The organism is Acidimicrobiales bacterium (assembly GCA_016794585.1).
In the GTDB taxonomy this organism is placed as follows: domain Bacteria; phylum Actinomycetota; class Acidimicrobiia; order Acidimicrobiales; family DATDAH01; genus JAEUJM01.
This window is the reverse complement of the sequence record JAEUJM010000026.1, coordinates 248,678-266,677: the sequence shown is the minus strand read 5'-3', so window position 1 is coordinate 266,677 and position 18,000 is coordinate 248,678. Positions and strand designations below refer to the sequence as shown.

The 18,000-nt window shown below is 74.6% G+C and carries 11 protein-coding genes; 4 read left to right on the top strand and 7 right to left on the bottom strand.

All coding sequences use genetic code 11. The features are described 5' to 3' along the window. The first annotated feature begins 6 nt into the window (after positions 1 to 6). Complete coding sequence (locus JNK12_13785) at positions 7 to 2,814, top strand: hypothetical protein (protein MBL8777008.1); 2,808 nt, start codon at positions 7 to 9, stop codon at positions 2,812 to 2,814. Between the two features lie 76 nt (positions 2,815 to 2,890). On the opposite strand, the gene JNK12_13780 is transcribed toward JNK12_13785, so the two are convergent. Both JNK12_13780 and JNK12_13775 read right to left on the bottom strand, forming a co-directional pair. Then, positions 2,891 to 3,964, bottom strand: coding sequence for an alpha/beta hydrolase (locus JNK12_13780; GenBank protein MBL8777007.1), 1,074 nt, complete (start codon positions 3,962 to 3,964; stop codon positions 2,891 to 2,893). Between the two features lie 130 nt (positions 3,965 to 4,094). After that, the gene (locus JNK12_13775) at positions 4,095 to 7,568 is read right to left on the bottom strand and encodes an error-prone DNA polymerase (protein MBL8777006.1); all 3,474 of its coding nucleotides are present in this window, start codon (positions 7,566 to 7,568) and stop codon (positions 4,095 to 4,097) included. 253 nt (positions 7,569 to 7,821) lie between these two features. On the opposite strand from JNK12_13775, the gene JNK12_13770 reads away from it, so the two are divergent. Next, a complete protein-coding gene (locus JNK12_13770) occupies positions 7,822 to 9,543 on the top strand; it encodes a glycosyltransferase family 39 protein (protein MBL8777005.1) in 1,722 nt (573 codons plus the stop codon). Between the two features lie 18 nt (positions 9,544 to 9,561). Here JNK12_13770 and JNK12_13765 read toward each other — a convergent pair whose 3' ends face one another. Continuing rightward, positions 9,562 to 10,740 carry a hypothetical protein gene (locus tag JNK12_13765; protein ID MBL8777004.1) on the bottom strand — a complete coding sequence of 393 codons (1,179 nt, stop codon included), beginning with the start codon at positions 10,738 to 10,740 and terminating at the stop codon, positions 9,562 to 9,564. A gap of 58 nt (positions 10,741 to 10,798) precedes the next feature. On the opposite strand from JNK12_13765, the gene JNK12_13760 reads away from it, so the two are divergent. Then, positions 10,799 to 12,415 carry an SGNH/GDSL hydrolase family protein gene (locus tag JNK12_13760; GenBank protein ID MBL8777003.1) on the top strand — a complete coding sequence of 539 codons (1,617 nt, stop codon included), beginning with the start codon at positions 10,799 to 10,801 and terminating at the stop codon, positions 12,413 to 12,415. A gap of 50 nt (positions 12,416 to 12,465) precedes the next feature. Continuing rightward, the gene (locus JNK12_13755) at positions 12,466 to 13,830 is read left to right on the top strand and encodes a methyltransferase domain-containing protein (GenBank protein ID MBL8777002.1); all 1,365 of its coding nucleotides are present in this window, start codon (positions 12,466 to 12,468) and stop codon (positions 13,828 to 13,830) included. Between the two features lie 55 nt (positions 13,831 to 13,885). Here JNK12_13755 and JNK12_13750 read toward each other — a convergent pair whose 3' ends face one another. The 4 genes from JNK12_13750 to JNK12_13735 form a co-directional block, all read right to left on the bottom strand. Then, positions 13,886 to 15,535, bottom strand: coding sequence for a DNA polymerase Y family protein (locus tag JNK12_13750; protein ID MBL8777001.1), 1,650 nt, complete (start codon positions 15,533 to 15,535; stop codon positions 13,886 to 13,888). A 76-nt stretch (positions 15,536 to 15,611) separates the two neighbouring features. After that, positions 15,612 to 16,445, bottom strand: a complete 834-nt coding sequence (locus tag JNK12_13745) for a hypothetical protein (protein ID MBL8777000.1) — start codon at positions 16,443 to 16,445, stop codon at positions 15,612 to 15,614. A gap of 33 nt (positions 16,446 to 16,478) precedes the next feature. Continuing rightward, on the bottom strand, positions 16,479 to 17,102 hold the full coding sequence (gene msrA, locus JNK12_13740) for a peptide-methionine (S)-S-oxide reductase MsrA (protein MBL8776999.1): 624 nt from the start codon (positions 17,100 to 17,102) through the stop codon (positions 16,479 to 16,481). A gap of 112 nt (positions 17,103 to 17,214) precedes the next feature. Next, complete coding sequence (locus JNK12_13735; protein ID MBL8776998.1) at positions 17,215 to 17,985, bottom strand: LLM class F420-dependent oxidoreductase; 771 nt, start codon at positions 17,983 to 17,985, stop codon at positions 17,215 to 17,217. Positions 17,986 to 18,000 lie beyond the last annotated feature (15 nt).

Below are 18,000 nucleotides of genomic sequence, written 5' to 3'. Positions count from 1 at the left end.
GGGGCGATGTCGTGGGACGGGCTGGCGCCGCAGTTCAGCTGGCGACCGTCGCAGCAGCACCTCCTCGAGTTGGCCGGGCACGTCACCGACCGGCGCTGGCACCTGTGCGCGCCGCCCGGCGCGGGCAAGACCCTCATCGGGCTCGAGCTGGCCCGCCAGGTCGGGCGACCGACCCTGGCCCTGGCCCCCACGACCGCCATCCGGGACCAGTGGCGCGCCTCGGTGGCGAAGTTCGGCGCCGACCCTGCCACGTTCACCAGCGACGATCCGGCCACGGCGGTGCCGCTGCGCTGTGTGACCTACCAGCTGCTGGGCAACCCCGGGCAGGCCGACGACGAGCTGCGGGCCGCGGCCCGGCGGCTCTGGGTGGCCGAGGTCGCCGCCGAACTGGGTCCCGAGGCGGCCGAGGCCCGGGTGCGTGCCACCGAGGAGGGCGACGCCAAGCGCGCCGGCCGCGAGCTTGGCCGCCACGTGCGTGCCCTGCGCCGCAGCCTCGGCACGGGCGAGGACGTCGGCGTGCCCCGGGCCGAGCTGCTCGGGCCCCGCACCACCGCGCTGGTCGACCAACTCGCTGCCGGCGGGCTCGGCACCCTCGTGCTGGACGAGTGCCACCACCTCCTCGACTGGTGGGCCCTGGTGGTCAGCGTGCTCGTCGAGCGGCTGGCGGCGGCGCCCGGCGGGGTCGCCGTAATCGGGCTCACCGCCACCCTGCCCGAGCCGGCCTCGAGCCGGGAGGCGGGCAACTACGAGGGCCTCCTGGGGCCAGTCGACGCCGAGCTGCACCTGGCCGCCCTCGTGGCCGAGGGGGCGCTGGCCCCGTGGCGCGACGGCGTCCGACTGGTGCCGCCGGCACCCGACGAGGCCGCCTTCCTCGACCGCTGGCAGGCCGAGCTGACCGCCGCCCTCGACGAGGTGCTCATCGGCGAGAGCCTCATGACCTGGGCGGTGGCGCAGATCACGACCCCGACCCAGGACGACGCCCACGCCGCCGCCAACGTGGTGTCGCTGATCGAGCCGGTCCCCGGCGAGCCGTCGGCGTGGCGGGCCTTTTGGGACCGGGACCCATTGGCCGCCGCTGCGGTGGCGCACTGGTGGGCCGCCCGGGGGCTCGCCCTACCCGCCGGCTTCGAGGCGCCACCCGAGGCCGCAGGCGCGTTGACCCTGGCCGACCGGCTCGTGCTCGTCGACGCCTGGCTGCACGACCCCGAGGGCGGCGCGGGCGCCGACGACCGCAAAGCGGTCGAGTCCCTGGCTCACCGCCACGGGCTTTCCTTCACGACCACCGGCGTGCGGTGGGGACGCTCGGTCGGTGACCTCGTTTGCGCCCGGTCGTCGGCCAAGGGCGACGCCGCGGCTGAGATCCTGGCCGGCGAGGCCGCCCGGCGGGGCGGCGACCTGCGGGCGCTCGTGGTGGTCGAGCGCGACCAGGCCACCTCGCCGCCGGCCGAGGCCCGCGCGGTGCTGGGTGAGGACGCCGGCACCGCCGCGCGGGTGCTCGCCGCGCTGTGCGCCCGGCCCGAGGTCACCGACCTCGGTGTCATCGCCGTCACGGGCCGGGGTGCCTGGACGGGCGCGGCCGACGCCGACTCCGTCACCGCCGCGATCAACCTCGACCCCGAGGTGACCAGCGGCGGCCAGCGCTGGGCCCGCACCGAGGGCTGCGAGATCCGCGGCGCCGTGCGCCTCGTCGGCGAGGGCACGGGGTGGACCTCGGCCCGGTGGCTGGCCGCCGCCGAGGTCGCCCTCGACGTCGGCGCCGCGCGCGTGCTCGTAGCCACCCGCGGGCTCGTGGGCGAGGGCTGGGACCACCCCGCCCTCGACGTGCTGGTCGACCTCTCCGAGGTGGCGGCCGCCGGCGCGGTCACCCAGCTGCGGGGGCGGGCACTGCGCCTCGACCCCCGCCGCCCCGACAAGCTGACCTCGCTCTGGGACGTGGCGGTGGTGCACCCGGCGGTGACGACCGACTGGGACCGCTTCCGCCGCCGCCACGCCCGCTGGTGGGGGCCCGACGCCGCCGGCGGGGTGGTGACGGGCGCGGCCAAGGTGCACCCCCGGGCGGGCTCGCCCCTGGTGCCCTCACCCGCCGAGCTCCCGGACCTCAACGCCCAGAGCGAGGCCGCGGTCGCCGACGTGGCCGCCACCCGGGCGGCCTGGGCCACGGTCGACCCGGGCGGCATCGGCACGAGCGCGCTGGTCGTGCGGGCGCGGCGCCGGCGACGGGTGCGCACCCGGCCGGCGTCGTGGCGGGCCTGGTCGGCGACCACGACCACCGGCATCGCGGTCGGCGCCACCGGGGTGTTCGCGGCCGTGTCCGCCCCGATCTGGTGGCCGATCGCGGTGGCCGGCGCCGTCGTCGCGGTGGTCGGGGCCCGTCGTCGCCGGGCCCGGGTGGGCGACGACCTCGAGACGCTCGAGGCCCTCGCCGCCGCCGTCCTCGCCGGCCTCGTCGCCGTGGGCCGACGCGACCTGGCCCCGGGCCGGGTGGAGGTCGCCCCCGAGCCGACCGGCGGGCTGGTCGCCACGGTGGTGGGCGTCCCGGACGACGCTGCCACCGCCTGGGCCGACGCCCTGGCGGAGGCCCTCGGCCCCCTCGAGCGGCCCCGCTGGATCCTCGCCGCCGGGGACGACGCCTGGCGCGTCCCCGCCGCCGTCGGCGCCACCCGGGAGGCGGCGGAGGCCTTCCACCGGGCCTTCCGGGCCCGCGTCCCCGAGGCCCGCCTGGTCCGCGCCGGCACCCCCGAGGCGACCGCCCTCGTCCTCACCGCCGCCCGTGAGCGCCCCGACGACCTCGAGCGCACCCTCCGCTGGCGCTGAGCCGCCGGCGGCGGCCGCGCTAGCCGGCCGCCCGCCTCGCCGCCGCCTTCTCCGCCGCCGCCTTCTCCGCCGTGGCCTACTTCGCCGTGGCCTTCTTCGCCGCCGCCTTCTTCGCCGCCGCCTTCTTCGCCGGCACCTTCTTGGGCACGGCCTTCTTGGCCGTGGCCTTCTTCTTGGCCGGCGCCTTCTTGGTGGCGGCCTTCCTCGCCGCCACCCTCGCCGGGGCGTTGGTGCGGTCGGGCCAGAGGCCGAGCAGCACGTCGAGCACCTCGTCGAGGACGGCCAGCGCGCCGAGGTGGCTCTCGCCGGGGCGCTCGAAGACTTCGGCGTCGGGCATCAGCGAGGCCACGTGGTGGCCGTGGACGAGGGGGACGATGTGGTCCTCGTCGCCGTGCCAGAAGCGGATGGGCACCCGGACCTCGCGGGGCGAGAAGCCCCAGTCCCGGGTGAAGAGCACCACGTCGTAGATGACTGCGTGGAAGTGCTTGCGGGAGCCGGTGGCGATGTCTTTCAGGAACATCTCTTTCATGCCCGGCCGCTTGAAGACCTCCTGGTCGCCCGGGGGTTGAAAGTGCAGGTAAGCGCCGACGGCCTGCTCCTGGAAGGGCATCAGCAGGTTCACCGCTCCCCACAGCGTGTAGCCGAGGGGCTGGCGCAGCCACTCGAGGGGCAGACGGAAGCGGTTGGCCAGCGCCACCAGGCCTCCTTCGGCGGCGTCCTCGCCCTGCGTGGGCGCCACGCCTCCGAGCACGGCGCCGGCCACCACCCGGTCCGGGAAGGCGTGGGCGCAGGCCAGCACGTAGGGGCCACCGCCCGAGAGGCCGGCGATGGCGAAGCGGTCGACCTCGAGCTGCGCGGTGAGCTGGTCGATGTCGCCCGCCCAGTCGAGGATGCGCCCGTGCAGGTGCGGGGTCGAGTCCCCCACGCCCGGGCGCTCGACGGTGATGACCCGCACGCCGCGGGCGTCGGCGATGGCGTTGACCTCGGGCGAGATCTGGTGGCGGGCGCCGGGCGTCCCGTGGAACCAGAGGACGGCGTCGCCCCCCTCGGTGCCGTACTCGGCGTACCCGAGGCGCCTCCCGTCGGCCAGCGTGATGGTCCCGTCGCGGCGCGGAACGGGTTCCGTGCCCTTCGCCGTGGTCTCCCCCATGGGGACAGCTTTGCGCACCGCGGCAGGGGCGCGCGACCGATCGGGCTCTGCGTGCCGACGGGGCGGCGGGCGGCTCGATGTTGCCGCCCCGGCTCGCCCGGACCAGCCGCTGTCTCGATGGGTCCTCCCGTCAGTGGAAGTCGCGCGAGCGGGCCGGCGCGCCCAGGGGCAGGGCCTCGAGCTTGTCGGCGATGACGTTGACCACCCCCTCGACCTTCTCGAGCTTGCCCCGCACCAGCAGGGCGGGGGCGGTGAGGGCGGCCTGGCGGTAACGGGCCCAGCAACCCTTCGAGCAGATGACGTTGACGAGGCCGGTCTCGTCCTCCAGGTTCACGAACGTGGTGCCCGAGGCCGTGGCCGGACGCTGGCGATGGGTGACCACGCCGGCCACCAGCACCCGGTCGCCGTCGGGCACGTCGGGCAGGCCGGAGGCGGGCACCACCCCCAGGGCGTCGAGGCGGTCGCGCACGAAGCGGGTGGGGTGGCCGTCGGCCGACACCCCGGTGGCCCACAGGTCGGCCTGGGCCTCTTCCCGGGGCGAGAGCAGGGGCAGGGTGGGCGCCTCGACCCCGGTGACGATGCCGTCGAGGCGGTCGGCCCCCGTCTGCGCCACCGCCCCCGCCCCCCACAGCGCCGGCCGGCGGTCGAGGCCGAAGCACCCGAAGGCGCCGGCGGTGGCCAGGGCCTCGAGCACGTGCAGGGGGGCGCCGCTGCGCCGGGCGAGGTCCTCCATGGACGTGTAGGGCCGGCCGGCGGCGATGCGTTCGGCGAGGTCGTCGCCCAGGTGGCGCACCGACGAGAGCCCGAGGCGCACCGCCGGCCCGCCCTCACCCCACGTCGCCGGCGCCGCATCCCCCGTCATAGCTGAGGCAATAGCGCGCGCATTGCGCGCGCTATTGCCTCGAGAACGGCCGTGAGGCGGGGGCTCGAGGGTGGCGTCGGCCGCGGACGCGTTGACGTCGGGGCCGCGCACCTCGACGCCGTGACGGCGGGCGTCCTGCACCAGCGAGTGGGGCGAGTAGAAGCCCATGGGCTGGGCGTTGAGCAGGCCGGCGCAGAACGCCGCCGGGTAGTAGCGCTTGAGCCAGGCGCTGGCGTAGACGAGGTAGGCGAACGACACCGAGTGGCTCTCGGGGAAGCCGAAGTTGGCGAAGGCGGCGAGCTTGTCGTAGATCTCGTCGGCCACCTCGCCGGTGATGCCCCGCTCGGCCATGCCCTCGTAGAGGCGGGCCCGCAGGCGCTCCATGCGCTCGCGGCTGCGCTTCGAGCCCATGGCCTGGCGCAGCTCGTCGGCCTCGGCGGGGCTGAAGCCGGCCACGTCGATGGCCATCTGCATGAGCTGCTCCTGGAAGAGCGGCACGCCGAGGGTCTTGGCCAGCGAGCGCTCGAGCAGGGGGTGCAGGTAGGTGACGGGCTCCTTGCCGTTGCGCCGGCGGATGTACGGGTGCACCGACCCGCCCTGGATGGGCCCGGGGCGGATGAGGGCCACCTCGACCACGAGGTCGTAGAAGGTGCGGGGGCGCAGGCGGGGCAGGGTGGCCATCTGGGCGCGGCTCTCCACCTGGAACACGCCGATGGAGTCGGCCCGGCACAACATGTCGTAGACGGCGTCGTCCTGGGGGATCTCGGCCAGGTCGAGCTCCACGCCGTGGACCTCGGCGATGAGGTCGATGGCCAGGTGCAGGGCGGTGAGCATGCCGAGGCCGAGCAGGTCGAACTTCACCAGGCCCACGGCGGCGCAGTCGTCCTTGTCCCACTGGAGGACGCTGCGGTCGGCCATGCGCCCCCACTCGACGGGGCAGACCTCGACCACGGGCCGGTCGCAGATGACCATGCCCCCCGAGTGGATGCCCAGGTGGCGGGGGAAGTGCTCGACCTGCTGGGCGAGGTCGAGCACGGGCGCGGGGATCTCGTGGGTGCCGCCGCCGGCGACCGTGGCCGCCGCCTCGCGCACCGGCTCCCAGTGGCTGACCTGCTTGGACCAGGCATCCTGCTGGCCGCTGGCGAAGCCCAGGGCCTTGGCCATGTCCCGCACCGCCGACTTGGCCCGGTAGGTGATGACGTTGGCCACCTGGGCGGCGTTCTCGCGGCCGTAGCGCTCGTAGACGTACTGGATGGCCTCCTCCCGACGGTCGCTCTCGATATCGAGGTCGATGTCGGGCGGGCCGTCGCGCTCGGGGGACAGGAAGCGCTCGAAGAGCAGGCCGAGGCGCACGGCGTCGGCCTTGGTGATGCCGATGGCGTAGCAGACCGCGGAGTTGGCGGCCGACCCCCGGCCCTGGCAGTAGATGTCCGAGCGGCGGCAGAACTCGACGATGTCCCAGACGATGAGGAAGTAGCCGGGGAAGCCGAGGCGCTCGATCATGTCGAGCTCGTAGTCGATCTGGCGCCACGCCCGTTCGTTCAAACCCGGCTCTGTGAGGGCCCGATCCACCCTCACGGCCCCCGATCCCACCGAACTCGACGCGCCCATGGGGCGGGGGACCGACGCCGGCCGGGGGCCGTAGCGGTGGGTGGCGCCGCGCTCGGCCAGCTCGCGCAGCCACGACATCTCGGTGTGACCCTCCGGCACGGCGAAGTCGGGCAGGCGGGGGGCGACGAGGGCGAGGTCGAAGGCGCACTCGCGCCCGAGCGCCGCCGCCCGCTCGACCACCCCGGGGTAGCGGGCGAAGCGGCGGGCCTGCTCGGCCCCCGAGCGCAGGTGGGCGCCGGCGCCCGCGGGCAGCCAGCCGTCGATCTCGTCGAGCGAGCGGCGGGCCCGCACCGCGGACAGGGCGGTGGCGAGGGGCCGGCGGGCGGGGGTGGCGTAGTGCACGTTGTTGGTGGCGACCGGGTCGACGCCGGCGCTCAGGGCCAGCTGCACGAGGGCGTCGTTGCGGGCCGAGTCCAGCGGGTCGCCGTGGTCCCACAGTTCGACGGCCACGTGCTCGCGCCCGAAGGCCTCGACCAGCCGGGCCAGCTCGTGGGCGGCGGCGTGGGGCCCGTCGCGGGTGAGGGCGCCGGCCACCGCCCCCTTGCGACAGCCCGTGAGCACCAGCCAGTGATCGCCGCCGCGGCCGGCGAGGTCGTCGAGCGAGCAGCGGGGGGCGCCCTTCTCCCCCGCCATCTGGGCTCGGCTGATGGCGGCGCCGAGGCGGGCGTAGCCCTCGGGGTCGCGGGCCAGGACCAGGAGATGCCGGCCGCCGGGGTCGGCCGCCCCCAGCTCGAGGCCGGGCAGGTCGAGGGTGAGCTCGGTGCCGAACACGGTGGGCAGGCCGTGGGTGCGGGCGGCCTCGGCGAAGCGCACCACCCCGTAGAAGCCGTCGTGGTCGGTGAGGGCGAGGGCCTCGAGGCCGAGGCGCACGGCCTCCTCGGCCAGCTCCTCGGGGTGGGAGGCGCCGTCGAGGAAGCTGAAATTCGAGTGGCAGTGCAGCTCGGCGTAGGGCACCGAACCGGGCCGGCGCACCACCGCCGGCGCCGCGTAGGGCTGGCGCTTGCGCGACCACGCCGGGCTGTCGCCCCCGTCGGCCGCCGGCCAGGCACCGGGCACCCCGTCGGGCCGGCCCGTCCCCGAAAGGCGCTTCTCGAGGGTGGACCACGGCACCGGGGGGTTGTTGTACGCCATCTACTTCGCGCCTCCTCCGTCGGCGCCCCTTCGGGATCCGACGCGGGCAGGTGCAGCTGCTCCGCTCCACTGCGCATGCTGGCCTGCGCCTCCTCCGTCGGCGCCCCTTCGGGATCCGACGCAGGCACTCGCCGCTGCTCCGCTCCGCTCCGCAGCCTCTCGGTGGGTCATGGTCCCACACTATCGAACGTATGTTCGCTAGTGTCCCGGACCCGCTTGCCGGATACCACCGGCCCGGCAGTACGTTCCCTCCGTGGACGACGCCCCTGTGCCCGCCCAGCGATCGCTCGGGCCGAGGCTCGCCGTGGCCGCCATCGTGGTCGTCCTGGGCGCGCTCCACGCCGTTTGGCTGCACCGCGAGCGCCGAGGCGGTCCCCTCGACATCGACGAGGCCGCGTACCTCACCCTGGCCTTCTCGACCAGCAGCGCGAACCACCGCATCCTCACCGGACCCTTCCTGCTCTGGCGTGACTCCGGCTATCTGGCCCCGCTCGTCCCCCTCGTCACCGCCCCCTTCCAGTACCTGTTCGGACGCTCGGTCGAGGTGGGGCACCTCACCAACCTGGTCTTCTTCGCGGCCCTCGTCGTGGGCGCCTTCCTCCTCGCCCGACGGCTCCTGCCTCCGTGGTGGTCGGTCCTGGCCGCGCTCGTGGTGGCCACCCTGCCGGCGGTCACCGACTACACCCGCCACTACCACTTCGCCGTCGCCAGCGCGGCCACCTTCACCGCCGCCCTCGTCGCCCTCCTGCGCTCCGAGCGCTTCGCCCACCGCGGATGGGCGATGGGCTTCGGCGCCTGCCTGGGGCTGGTCGTGCTGTCACGCACCTTCATGCTCGCCTACGTCCCCGCGCTCCTCGCCGCGGCCGTCCTCCTGGCGTGGCAGAGCGGCCCCACCCGGCGACGCGCCGCTGGGATCAACCTGCTCCTCGCCCTCGCCATCGGTGGGGCGATCGCCGCCAGCTGGTACTTCTTCAGCGCCCGCGAGGTCCTGGACTACCTGACGGGCTACGGGTACGGCGACGAGAGCACGAGCTACGGCCCCGCCTCCGTGGACTCGCTGCGGTTCTGGTTGTCGGACCTCGTGTCCCTGGTGTCGGACGGCTTCTACGTCCCCATCGCCCTCCTGCTCGGCGTCGGCACCGTGGTCGGCCTCGTGACCCTCGTGTGCACGACCCCGGCCCGGGACCTCGCCCGACGGGTGGCCCGGTCCGATGCCCTGCCCCTCCTCGTGGCGTTCGGGACGGGCTTCGCGGCGTTGCTCAGCTCGCGCAACACCGGCACCGGCTTCGTGCTCCCCCTCCTCGCCCCCACCACCGTCCTCGCCCTCGCCGCCACCACCAAGGCCCGTCCGCGGGCGGTCGCCGGCACCTTCGCCGTGCTCGTGGCCTGTCTCTGCCTGTTCAACGTGGCCATGAAGTCCCAGGTCACCTCGGCCTTCGACCACGAGGTGGCCCTCACCGCGGCGCCGTGGGCCCGGCTGCGGGTCTCCGACGGCCGCTCCATCATCGATCGCTACATCGAGGACCACACGGACCGCACCAACGACGGGCGTGACGACGGCTGGCTCGCGGCCGGCGCCGAGCTCCATGACCTCACCGAGGCCCACCAGCCGCCCGACGATCCCGACCCGGAGGTCCTCGTCACCGTCGAGGGCCCCCTGTTCAACTCCTCGATCGTGTCGTTGGCCAGCCAGGTGTCGAGCGCTGACCTCTTCGGGGCGCGCTCGCTCGACCTCGCCGAGATCCCCGTCTTGACCGACCCCGACGCCCTCACGGCGCGTCTCCGGGAGCTCCGAGCGGCCGGGATCGACCAGGTGGTGACCGGGCCCGGGGGCCTCTCGTGGGACAACACCACCCTGCCCGAGGAGGTCACCACCCAGGCCGCTCGTGCCGCCGGCTTCCGTCCCGTGGGGCGCGTGGCGCTGCCCGACGGCCGGGAGGTCACCCTCTGGACGGCCGAGACGGGCGCTCCCTGACCGGGGAGTGCGGACGGCTCAGGGCTCGAGCAGGCGGGCCAGGTAGAGCGCCCGCACGGCCAGGGCCTGGCGCACGCCCCGAACCGCCCGCTCGAAGAACTCCTGGCGGTAGGTCGTGTCGGTCAACGCCGAGAGGGTGAACTGCAGGCCGGCGAACGCGGCCACGAAGGCGGCGACCTTCAACAAGCTGTCGGTGAGCACCGCCTCGTTGCCGAAGAGCTCGAAGCTGGCGATCACGTTCACGTCGGTCACCGTCCACTCCTCGGTGACCCGCTCGCTCATCGCGAACAGGCCGAAGGCGACGTAGGCCAGGCCCACGACCAGTGCGACCAGCACGATCTGCACGCTCTGGCTCACCACCAGCACGAGCCCGACGTTCACCCAGGCGCGGCGCCCGAGGGGTGGGGTCGTCGGAGGATCGTCGAGCCCCGTCGTGTCCAGGCCCTCGACCGGGGTGCCCTCGGCGACCTGCTGCACCGTCGGCCAGTCCGCGAAGCGGGCCACGGCGTCGAGCTCGTCGGGCACCCGCAGCAGCAGGAAGAGGGTGCCGGCGAGGAAGGGGAAGAGCACCGCGATCAAGAAGAAGGGCCCGCCGAGCCCGGAGCAGAGCTGCCAGATCTCCGCGGTCATGAACATCAGCGCCGTGAAGATCAACAGCAGGGGCAGCGAGCGGGTGACGAGGTTGGCCAGGTCGCCGAACTGCCCGAGGAGCTGGCGGATGCCCCACCGGGTCATGGGCAACAACCCGTAGCTGGTGACGATGTAGGCCACGAGCAGCACCACCAGGTTGAACGCCACGATCCCGAGGGAGTCGACCAGCCGGTCGTCGTGGAGGATGGCGGGCAGCAGCGGGGGCACGAGCAGGAACACCGCGATCTCCACCCCGCCGACCCGGTCGGGGCGCTGCAACGGTCGTCGCCCCCGCAGGCGGTTGACCAGGACCAGCGCCCCCAGGAGCACGGCGAGGCCCACGAAGAACGGAGCGACCTCGGCCCAGCCCTCGCGCTCGTCGCTGAAGGTGTTGAAGGCCTCGAGTACGAACACGAGGGTGAGGAAGGGCAGCGCCCGGGTGAGCACGTCGCCGGTGACGCTGTAGTCCTCGATGAAGTGCGGCAGCCCCTGATGGACGAACCAGCGCTCGGTGCGCCGACGTCGGGCGTCGGGCCCGTCGGTCTCCTCGCCACCCCCACCGGCCATGCGCCAGTCTCGCGCCGCCGCCGGTCGCGCGTGGGGGACGGCGTCTACGCTCTCCGCCGTGAGCGGCGGGGGGCAGCGCGTACAGGCCGACGAGCCCACCGACACGGCGCCCGCCGGCCCTCCCGTGCCCGGGTGGCAGGAGGTGGAAGCGCCGCAGGCTCCCGCGACCCCCTCGGCCTCGCCCCTCATCGGCTTGGCCGTCGGCGTCGCCGTGGTCGCCTTCCTCGTGTGGCGTGGCCACCGCACCCTCGCCGCGCTGCTGCTCGTGGTCGTCGTAGCCGTCACCGTTGCCCGGCGCCTCAGCCCCACCTTCGACCGGGGCGCGGCGCGGGTGCTCCACGCGATCAGCCACGGCGTCGGCATCGCCCTCACCTGGGTGTTCTTCGTCCCCTTCACCCTCCTCGTGGTCACCCCGGTCTGGCTCGTGCTGCGAGTGCTGCGCTGGGACCCCCTCGGCCCGTCGCCCCGCAGGCGAGGTCGCTGGGACCCTCGCACCCGCCGGCGTCGGCGGGAGTTCCCCGAACGGCTCTACGCCGACGAGCGGGAGGAAGGCCGGCGGCTGCGCACCACCGCCCACGGCGCCCTCGCCGGCGTCGCGTGCTGCGTGCTGGCCGTGGCCGCGGCGTTCGGCGCCTACGAGGTCTTCGTCACCCTGACCCGGGACTCCCCGGCCCCCGTGATCGGCGCGGATGGAGCCGACGGCGCGGACGAGGGCGCCACGGCCCTCGCCCCCACCCTGCCGGCCTGGCAGTACTTCGAGGTCGAGCCGTGGTCGGCCGAGCTGGCGCAAGGGGAGTACCAGACCGCACCCCAGTACGACGCCTCGCTCACGTGGCGCAACGCCGACGAGGTGCACTCCCGCTACCTGAACGTCGAGGAGGGCGCCCGGCGGAGCTATCGACCGACGACGCCCACCGGGCTCGATCCCGTGCAGGTGTGGTTCTTCGGCGGGTCGGCGGCCTTCGGCTACAACCAGCGGGACGATCACACCATCGCGTCCGAAGTGGTCCGCCTGGCCGAGCAGGACGGGGTCCCGGTCGAGATCACCAACTTCGGCACGGTGGCCTACACGAACTGGCAGCAGACCGTGCTGCTCGGCCAACTGCTCACCGAGCGCCCGCCGCCCGACCTGATCGTCTTCTACGACGGCATGAACGACCTGTCGCTGTACCTGGGCGCCGACGCGCCCATCCGCCCGTCGCACATGTTCGGGACGCAGATCGGGACCCTGCTGGCCGAGAACGACGCGGCCCTGAGCTTCGCGGTGGGCACGGAGGGCAACACGGTCCCGGTGGGCGACCCGGCCACCGCCGCCCGCATCTACAACCAGGGCGTCGAGCTGTCGCATCGCATCGCCTCGGCTTACGGGATCCCGATGGCGACCTACTACCAACCCAGCATCTACACGATGGCTGGCCCGGCGGACCCCCGGGTGCTCGAGGTGACCCGCATGACCCAGGACGACCTCGAGTGGGAGCGACCCCGGTGGGAGGAAGCCCGTGGGCAGCTCGACGAGCGGGTGATCGACCTCGGGAGCAGCCTCGACGGGGTCGACGGCACGCTGATGTTCGACTGGGTCCACCACAATGAGCGCGCCGCCGCGGTCATCGCCGCCGCGATGTACGAGACCCTGGGCCCTCAGCTCCGAGAGGCGCTCGACTCCCCCGGCGTCTGAGCACCGGAGACGACGACGGTCCCGGTCCGTCGACCCGATAGCGTCCCGGCGTGCTTCGCCGCATCAAGCAACGAGCCCGACGTTTCGTCCGCGCCGAGACCCGCCAGACCGTGCTCCAGGACCCGGTCATCATGGCGTCGCTGCTCAACCACCCGGCGGCCTTGGCGACGTACCTCCCGCTCGAGCCCGTCGATCACGACCTGCTGGTACCCATCGAACCCGTCGACCGATCGGTTCCCCTCCACGAGCGCATCCCGCCCGCGTCGCTGTGGTCCGTGAACGAGGACTACGAGGCGGGAGTCGAGCGCAACGTCCGCTCCATCGTCGACGCGCTGGACGAGCTGGACGTCACCCTGGCCGACCTCGGCAACGTGTTGGACTTCGGCTGTGGCACGGGCCGACTCCTCCTCGGACTGCACCAGCGGGTGCCGGGGGCGGAGCGGGAGATGTGGGGCGTCGACATCCACGCCGCCCGCATCGAATGGGCCCGCCGCAACCTGTCGCCGCCGTTGCGCTTCTCGACCTGTTCCACGTTTCCCCACCTGCCCTTCCCGGACAGCACCTTCGACCTCGTCGTCGCCGGCTCCGTGTTCACCCACATCCCCGATCTCGCCGACGGGTGGGTGCTCGAGCTGCTCCGGGTGACCGAGCCGGGTGGGTTGCTCTACCTCACGATCCAGGATCAGGCCTGGTTGCAGGCGACGCTCGAACGGCCGGGCGAGGACTGGCTGAGCGAGTTCCTCGCCTCCTCCACCGTGGACCTCGGGGGGTTGGGCACCGACTCCGCGATGATCGTCCTCGGGCGGGGGCACCCCGAGGCCATGGTGCTGCACGACCGCGAGTCGCTCATCGAGATGTGGTCCTCCTACGCCGAGGTGTGCGCCGTGGTCGAGAGGGGCTACGACACGCAGACCGCGATCGTCCTCCGCAAGCAGCCGTCCCCGAGGCCGTCGGGACCCTGGGGGCAACCCCGGGTCCTCCGGTTCGACCCCCCAGCGCCACCGCCCTCGCCGCCCGCGGCGCCAGAGCTGCTCGGACTGCCCTTGGTGCACCTCGGACCGACCGACGACGAGCGGGGCCATGCCGTGCTGGCCGGCCACGCGCCGGGAATCGAGCCCCACTGGTTCGTGGTCGATCTCGACGAGCGGATCTGCGAGGCCAGTGAGGGGGCCGCCGAGGCGGTGGGCCTCCCCGGGGCCTCCCTGCTGGGTGCATCGCCCCGCGAGACCCAGGAGCACATCGCTGGAGCGCTCGGCCCGCTCGTCGACGCCACGGTCCTCGAGGCGGACGAGGACCTCATCGTGCAGGCCCTGACCTTCGGCGAGACCCGCGTGGTCCAGGCCAACGTCGCTCGGCGCGACGACGCGGGCGCCATCCAGGCCGTTCGCGTCCTGTTCTGCATCACCTCCTCCTGAGGCATACGCCTCCGTCGCACACGCCTCCGTCGCACACGCCTCAGTCGCACACGCCTCAGTCGTAGACGGCCTCGACCCACCAGCGACCGCCTTCGAGGGTGAGCAGGTGCCCCACCCCCGCCTCGGTGAGCACCTGGAAGCGGGCTTGGCGGCGGTGGGCGTCGGGGTCCCACCAGCGCTGATCGAGGGGCCACGGCCCCGCCCACGCCGCCACCGGGGCCCACGGGCCTCCCGCCACCGACAACCGGGCCGGGGTGGCGGTGGGCAGGCCACGGCCGCTCACCCCGACCGGCGTGCCGGCGGCGTCGACCACCTCGGCGGGCACCGGCTCGGGGTGGACCACCGCCGGCGACGGGGGCGGCACCCGCCCCGGCCAGGGGGCACCCCGGAGGGCGCCGTCGCCTGGCGCCGCGGCGGCCCCACCGGCGCCGAGGCCTTCGTCGGGAGGCCGCTCCCCCTCCCCCAGGGCCTCGACCGGGACCAGCGACACCTGCTCGACGGGCAGCCGCCCGCCTCGCGGTTCGGGCAGCGCCACCGCCTCGGCCCCCAGCAGGGCCTGGACGCGGGCGAGGGCCCGCCGGGCCCGCTCGCCGGCGGCGGCCTCACCGCCCCAGAAGCCGAGCTGGCGGCCCCGGGCGGGCAACACCTCGTCGGGGACCAGGGCCAGGCGCATGATCCCCCCGGTGGGGCGCGCCGCGGCGTTGCCGTTCAACCAGCCGTCGAGCTGCCAGCGGACACGGTCGGCGATGGCGGCGGCGCTCAGCGCGCCCTCGTGGCGCCAGAGGCGCTCGAGGTGCTCCTGGTGCTCGGTCTCGACCTCGATGGCGATGCGGGTGCAGGCCAGGCCCTCGGCGGCCAGGCGGGCGTGCAGCTCGTCGGCGAGGGACTTGCCCACGAAGGCGGCGGTGTCGACGCGCTCGGCGGGCGGGTCGAGCTCGGCGTGCACGGCCAGGTCGGGCGGCGGGCGGCGGGCATCGGGCGGGCGCTCGTCGAGGCCGGCCGCCAGGCGGTGGGCGCCCTGGCCCTCGAGGCCGAAGCGGGCCACCAGGTCGGCGGCGGGCAGGGCCGCCACCGCCCCGAGGGTGCGCAGGCCGAGGCGCTCGAGCACGTCGACGAGGTCGGGCCGTTCGAGGGTGGCCACCGGCAGCGGGGCGAGGAAGGCGGCGCTCTCCCCCGGGGCCACCACGAGAGCGGGGGCCCGGTCGTGGACCCGCGGGCCGGTCCCGACGCCTCTGGCGGCGCTCTCGCCGGCATGGCGCGCCGCGAGGCGGGCGGCGAAGGGCCCGTCGGCCACGCCCACCGCCACCTCGCCCCGGCCGGCGAGGGCGTCGGCCACCACCCCCACCACCCGTTGGGCGAGCGCCTCGTCGCCCCCGAAGTAGCGCGACGGCCCCCGGGTGGCGAAGGCGCACGTGCCGGGCGTGGTCACCTCGACCCGTGGGGTGAGGGTCTCGACCGCGGCCAGCACCGGCTCGAAGCGGCGGGCCTCGGCGCCGAGGTCACGCTCGAGCACCACGAGCGAGGGGCACCGCCCCTGCGCCTCCCGTCGGCGCAGGCCCACCACCACGCCCTCGGCCCGCGCCGCGGGCGAGCAGGCCACCACCCGGTTGGCGTGGAGCACCGCGGCGGGCACGTCGAGGGCCACCCCGGCCGCCACCACCGGCCAGTCGAGGCACCACACCACCAGCGTCCGGACCGGGCCCATCAGCTTGGTCCCTCCTCCGTCGGGACGGCTTCGCCATCCGCGTCAGGCACCACCCGCTGCTCCGCTCCGCTCCGCCTCACACTGGTCCCTCCTCCGTCGGGACGGCTTCGCCATCCGCGTCAAGCGCCACCCGCTGCTCCGCTCCGCTGCGCAACGTGGGCAGGGCGGCCGGCGTCGGTGTCGGCGGCCGAGCGGGGAGGTCGACGGCGGCGGTGCGGGGGCGGGCGGCGCGGCGCCGGCCGGTGGCCTCGACCCGCACCCGGCGCGACCGCAGGCGGCCGTGGCCGTCGCCCAAGCCCTCCCAGTGGGTGCGGTCGATGCGCAGCACGACGTCGGGCCCCTCGCGCCAGCCCCCCGTCGGGCCGAGCAGCACCAGCACCGCACCCCGCTCGCGGGCCCGGGCGGTGAGGCGACGGGCGTCGGCGGGACGGGCGCGCCGCTCGGGGCGCAGCAACACCACGTCGAAGGCGTCGACCAGGGCAGCCACCACACCGGCCCAGGCCGCGGGCTCGGGTGCCGGCACCAGGGCCAGGCGCCCCAGGTTCACCCCCGCCTCGGCCGCGGCGGGCAGCCCCAGCCACGGCAGGCCCACCGCCGCCACCCAGGACCCCGATGCCGAGGGCCCGGCCACCAGGGCGAGGGCCAACGAGGTGGCCCCCGACCCCGCCGGGCCCACCACCGAGACCACCGACCCCCGTTGCAGGCCGGCCTCACCCAGCAGCGGCCCGAGGGCGTCGACGACCGGCAGGCACCGCTGGTCGGCCAGCGTGGTGGGACGCAACCCCGCCTCGAGCCCCGCCAGCGCCCGCCCGGCGACCGCGCCCCGCCACGAGGCCTCGGGACCCGGGGGCACGGAGGCGAGCCGGGGCGGGGTGGGCTCGGCGAGGGCGATCGCGCGAGTATCGAACATACGTTCGATACTCGCAAGTGGGACGGCCGAGCGCTAGGCGCCCAGGCCGATGGGGCAGCTCACGCCGGTGCCGCCGAGGCCGCAGTAGCCGTTGGGCACCTTGTGGAGGTACTGCTGGTGGTAGTCCTCGGCGTAGTAGAAGGTCGGCGCCTCGGCGATCTCCGTCGTGATCTCGCCGTAGCCGGCTGCCGCCAGGCGCTCCTGGAAGGCGGCCCGGGTGGCCTCGATGGCGGCGCGCTGGCCCTCGTCGGCCCAATAGGCGGCCGAGCGGTACTGCGTGCCGACGTCGTTGCCCTGGCGCATGCCCTGCGTCGGGTCGTGGCCCTCCCAGAACACCGCCAGCAACTGCTCGTAGGACACCTGGGCCGGGTCGAAGACCACCAGGACCGCCTCGGTGTGGCCGGTACGCCCGGAGCAGACCTCCTGGTAGGTGGGGTTGGGGGTGTAGCCGCCGGCGTAGCCCACCGCCGTGCTGTAGACGCCTGGGGTGTTCCAGAAGAGGCGCTCGGCCCCCCAGAAGCAGCCCAGGCCGAACACCGCCGTGGCCATCCCCTCGGGGAACGGTGCCTGGATGCGGTTGCCGTTCACCGCGTGCACCTCCGGCACGCCGGGCAGCGGCTCGTCGCGGCCGGGGAGGGCCCGGTCGGCCTCCACCATCGACGACTTGTGACCTCCGAAGAATGACATCGGGTGCTTCCCCCTCTGGGTTCGCTCGCTCTGGTTGCTCAACGACCGCCGGCCGCTGGGTGTTCCGTCCGGAACGGAAGGGTCAGGCCTGGGCTCGGGCCAGGAGGGCCTCGACGGGGCCGAGGTCGAACGGGTGGCCGGTCATGACGATGAGGTGGGTGGCGCCGGCGTCGAGGTAGGCCTCGGCGTCGTCGACCTCGTGGGGGTTGATGGCCACCGTGCGCTCGATGGCGGCGGGGTCCCGGTCGAGCTTGGCGCACCACTCGTCAAGCACGGCGTTCTTGGCCTTGAAGTTCTCGGGCGGGCCGAAGGTGTTCCACGCGTCGGCGTGCTCGGCCACCAGGCGCAGGGTGACCTTCTCGCCCGACCCACCGATCAGCAGGGGCAGGTCACCGGCCGGGGGCGGGGTGAGCTTGGCCAGGCGCGCCTTCAGGCGGGGCAGCGCCTCCCCCAACGCCCGCAGGCGGCCGGGGGCGGTGCCGAACTCGTAGCCGTACTCCGAGTAATCGCGCTCGAACCAGCCCGAGCCGATGCCGAGGTACAGCCGCCCCCCGCTCAACTGGTCGACGGTGCGCGCCATGTCGGCCAGCAGCTCGGGGTTGCGGTACGAGTTGCAGGTCACCAGCATCCCGAACCGGGCGTTCGTCGTGTCGACCGCCATCGCGGCGAGCAGCGACCAGCCCTCGTAGTGGACGTCGTCCTGATCGCCGTAGAGCGGAAAGAAGTGGTCCCACGTCCAGATGCTGTCGACGCCGAGGGCGTCGGCGGCCTGCCAGGCCGACCGGAGCTCGTCGATGGTGCAGTGCTGCGGGTGCAGCTGCACCCCGACCTGGAAGCGTGCGTTCGATGCCATGGCCCGACGCTACCG

Excerpts from the sequence above, each read along its gene's own strand:
- JNK12_13750 (MBL8777001.1), bottom strand. The coding sequence starts at position 15,535 with ATGGGCCCGGTCCGGACGCTGGTGGTGTGGTGCCTCGACTGGCCGGTG.
- JNK12_13735 (MBL8776998.1), bottom strand. The coding sequence starts at position 17,985 with ATGGCATCGAACGCACGCTTCCAGGTCGGGGTGCAGCTGCACCCGCAG.
- JNK12_13780 (MBL8777007.1), bottom strand. The coding sequence starts at position 3,964 with ATGGGGGAGACCACGGCGAAGGGCACGGAACCCGTTCCGCGCCGCGAC.
- JNK12_13775 (MBL8777006.1), bottom strand. The coding sequence starts at position 7,568 with ATGGCGTACAACAACCCCCCGGTGCCGTGGTCCACCCTCGAGAAGCGC.
- msrA (MBL8776999.1), bottom strand. The coding sequence starts at position 17,102 with ATGGTGGAGGCCGACCGGGCCCTCCCCGGCCGCGACGAGCCGCTGCCC.
- JNK12_13765 (MBL8777004.1), bottom strand. The coding sequence starts at position 10,740 with ATGGCCGGTGGGGGTGGCGAGGAGACCGACGGGCCCGACGCCCGACGT.
- JNK12_13785 (MBL8777008.1), top strand. The coding sequence starts at position 7 with ATGTCGTGGGACGGGCTGGCGCCGCAGTTCAGCTGGCGACCGTCGCAG.
- JNK12_13745 (MBL8777000.1), bottom strand. The coding sequence starts at position 16,445 with ATGTTCGATACTCGCGCGATCGCCCTCGCCGAGCCCACCCCGCCCCGG.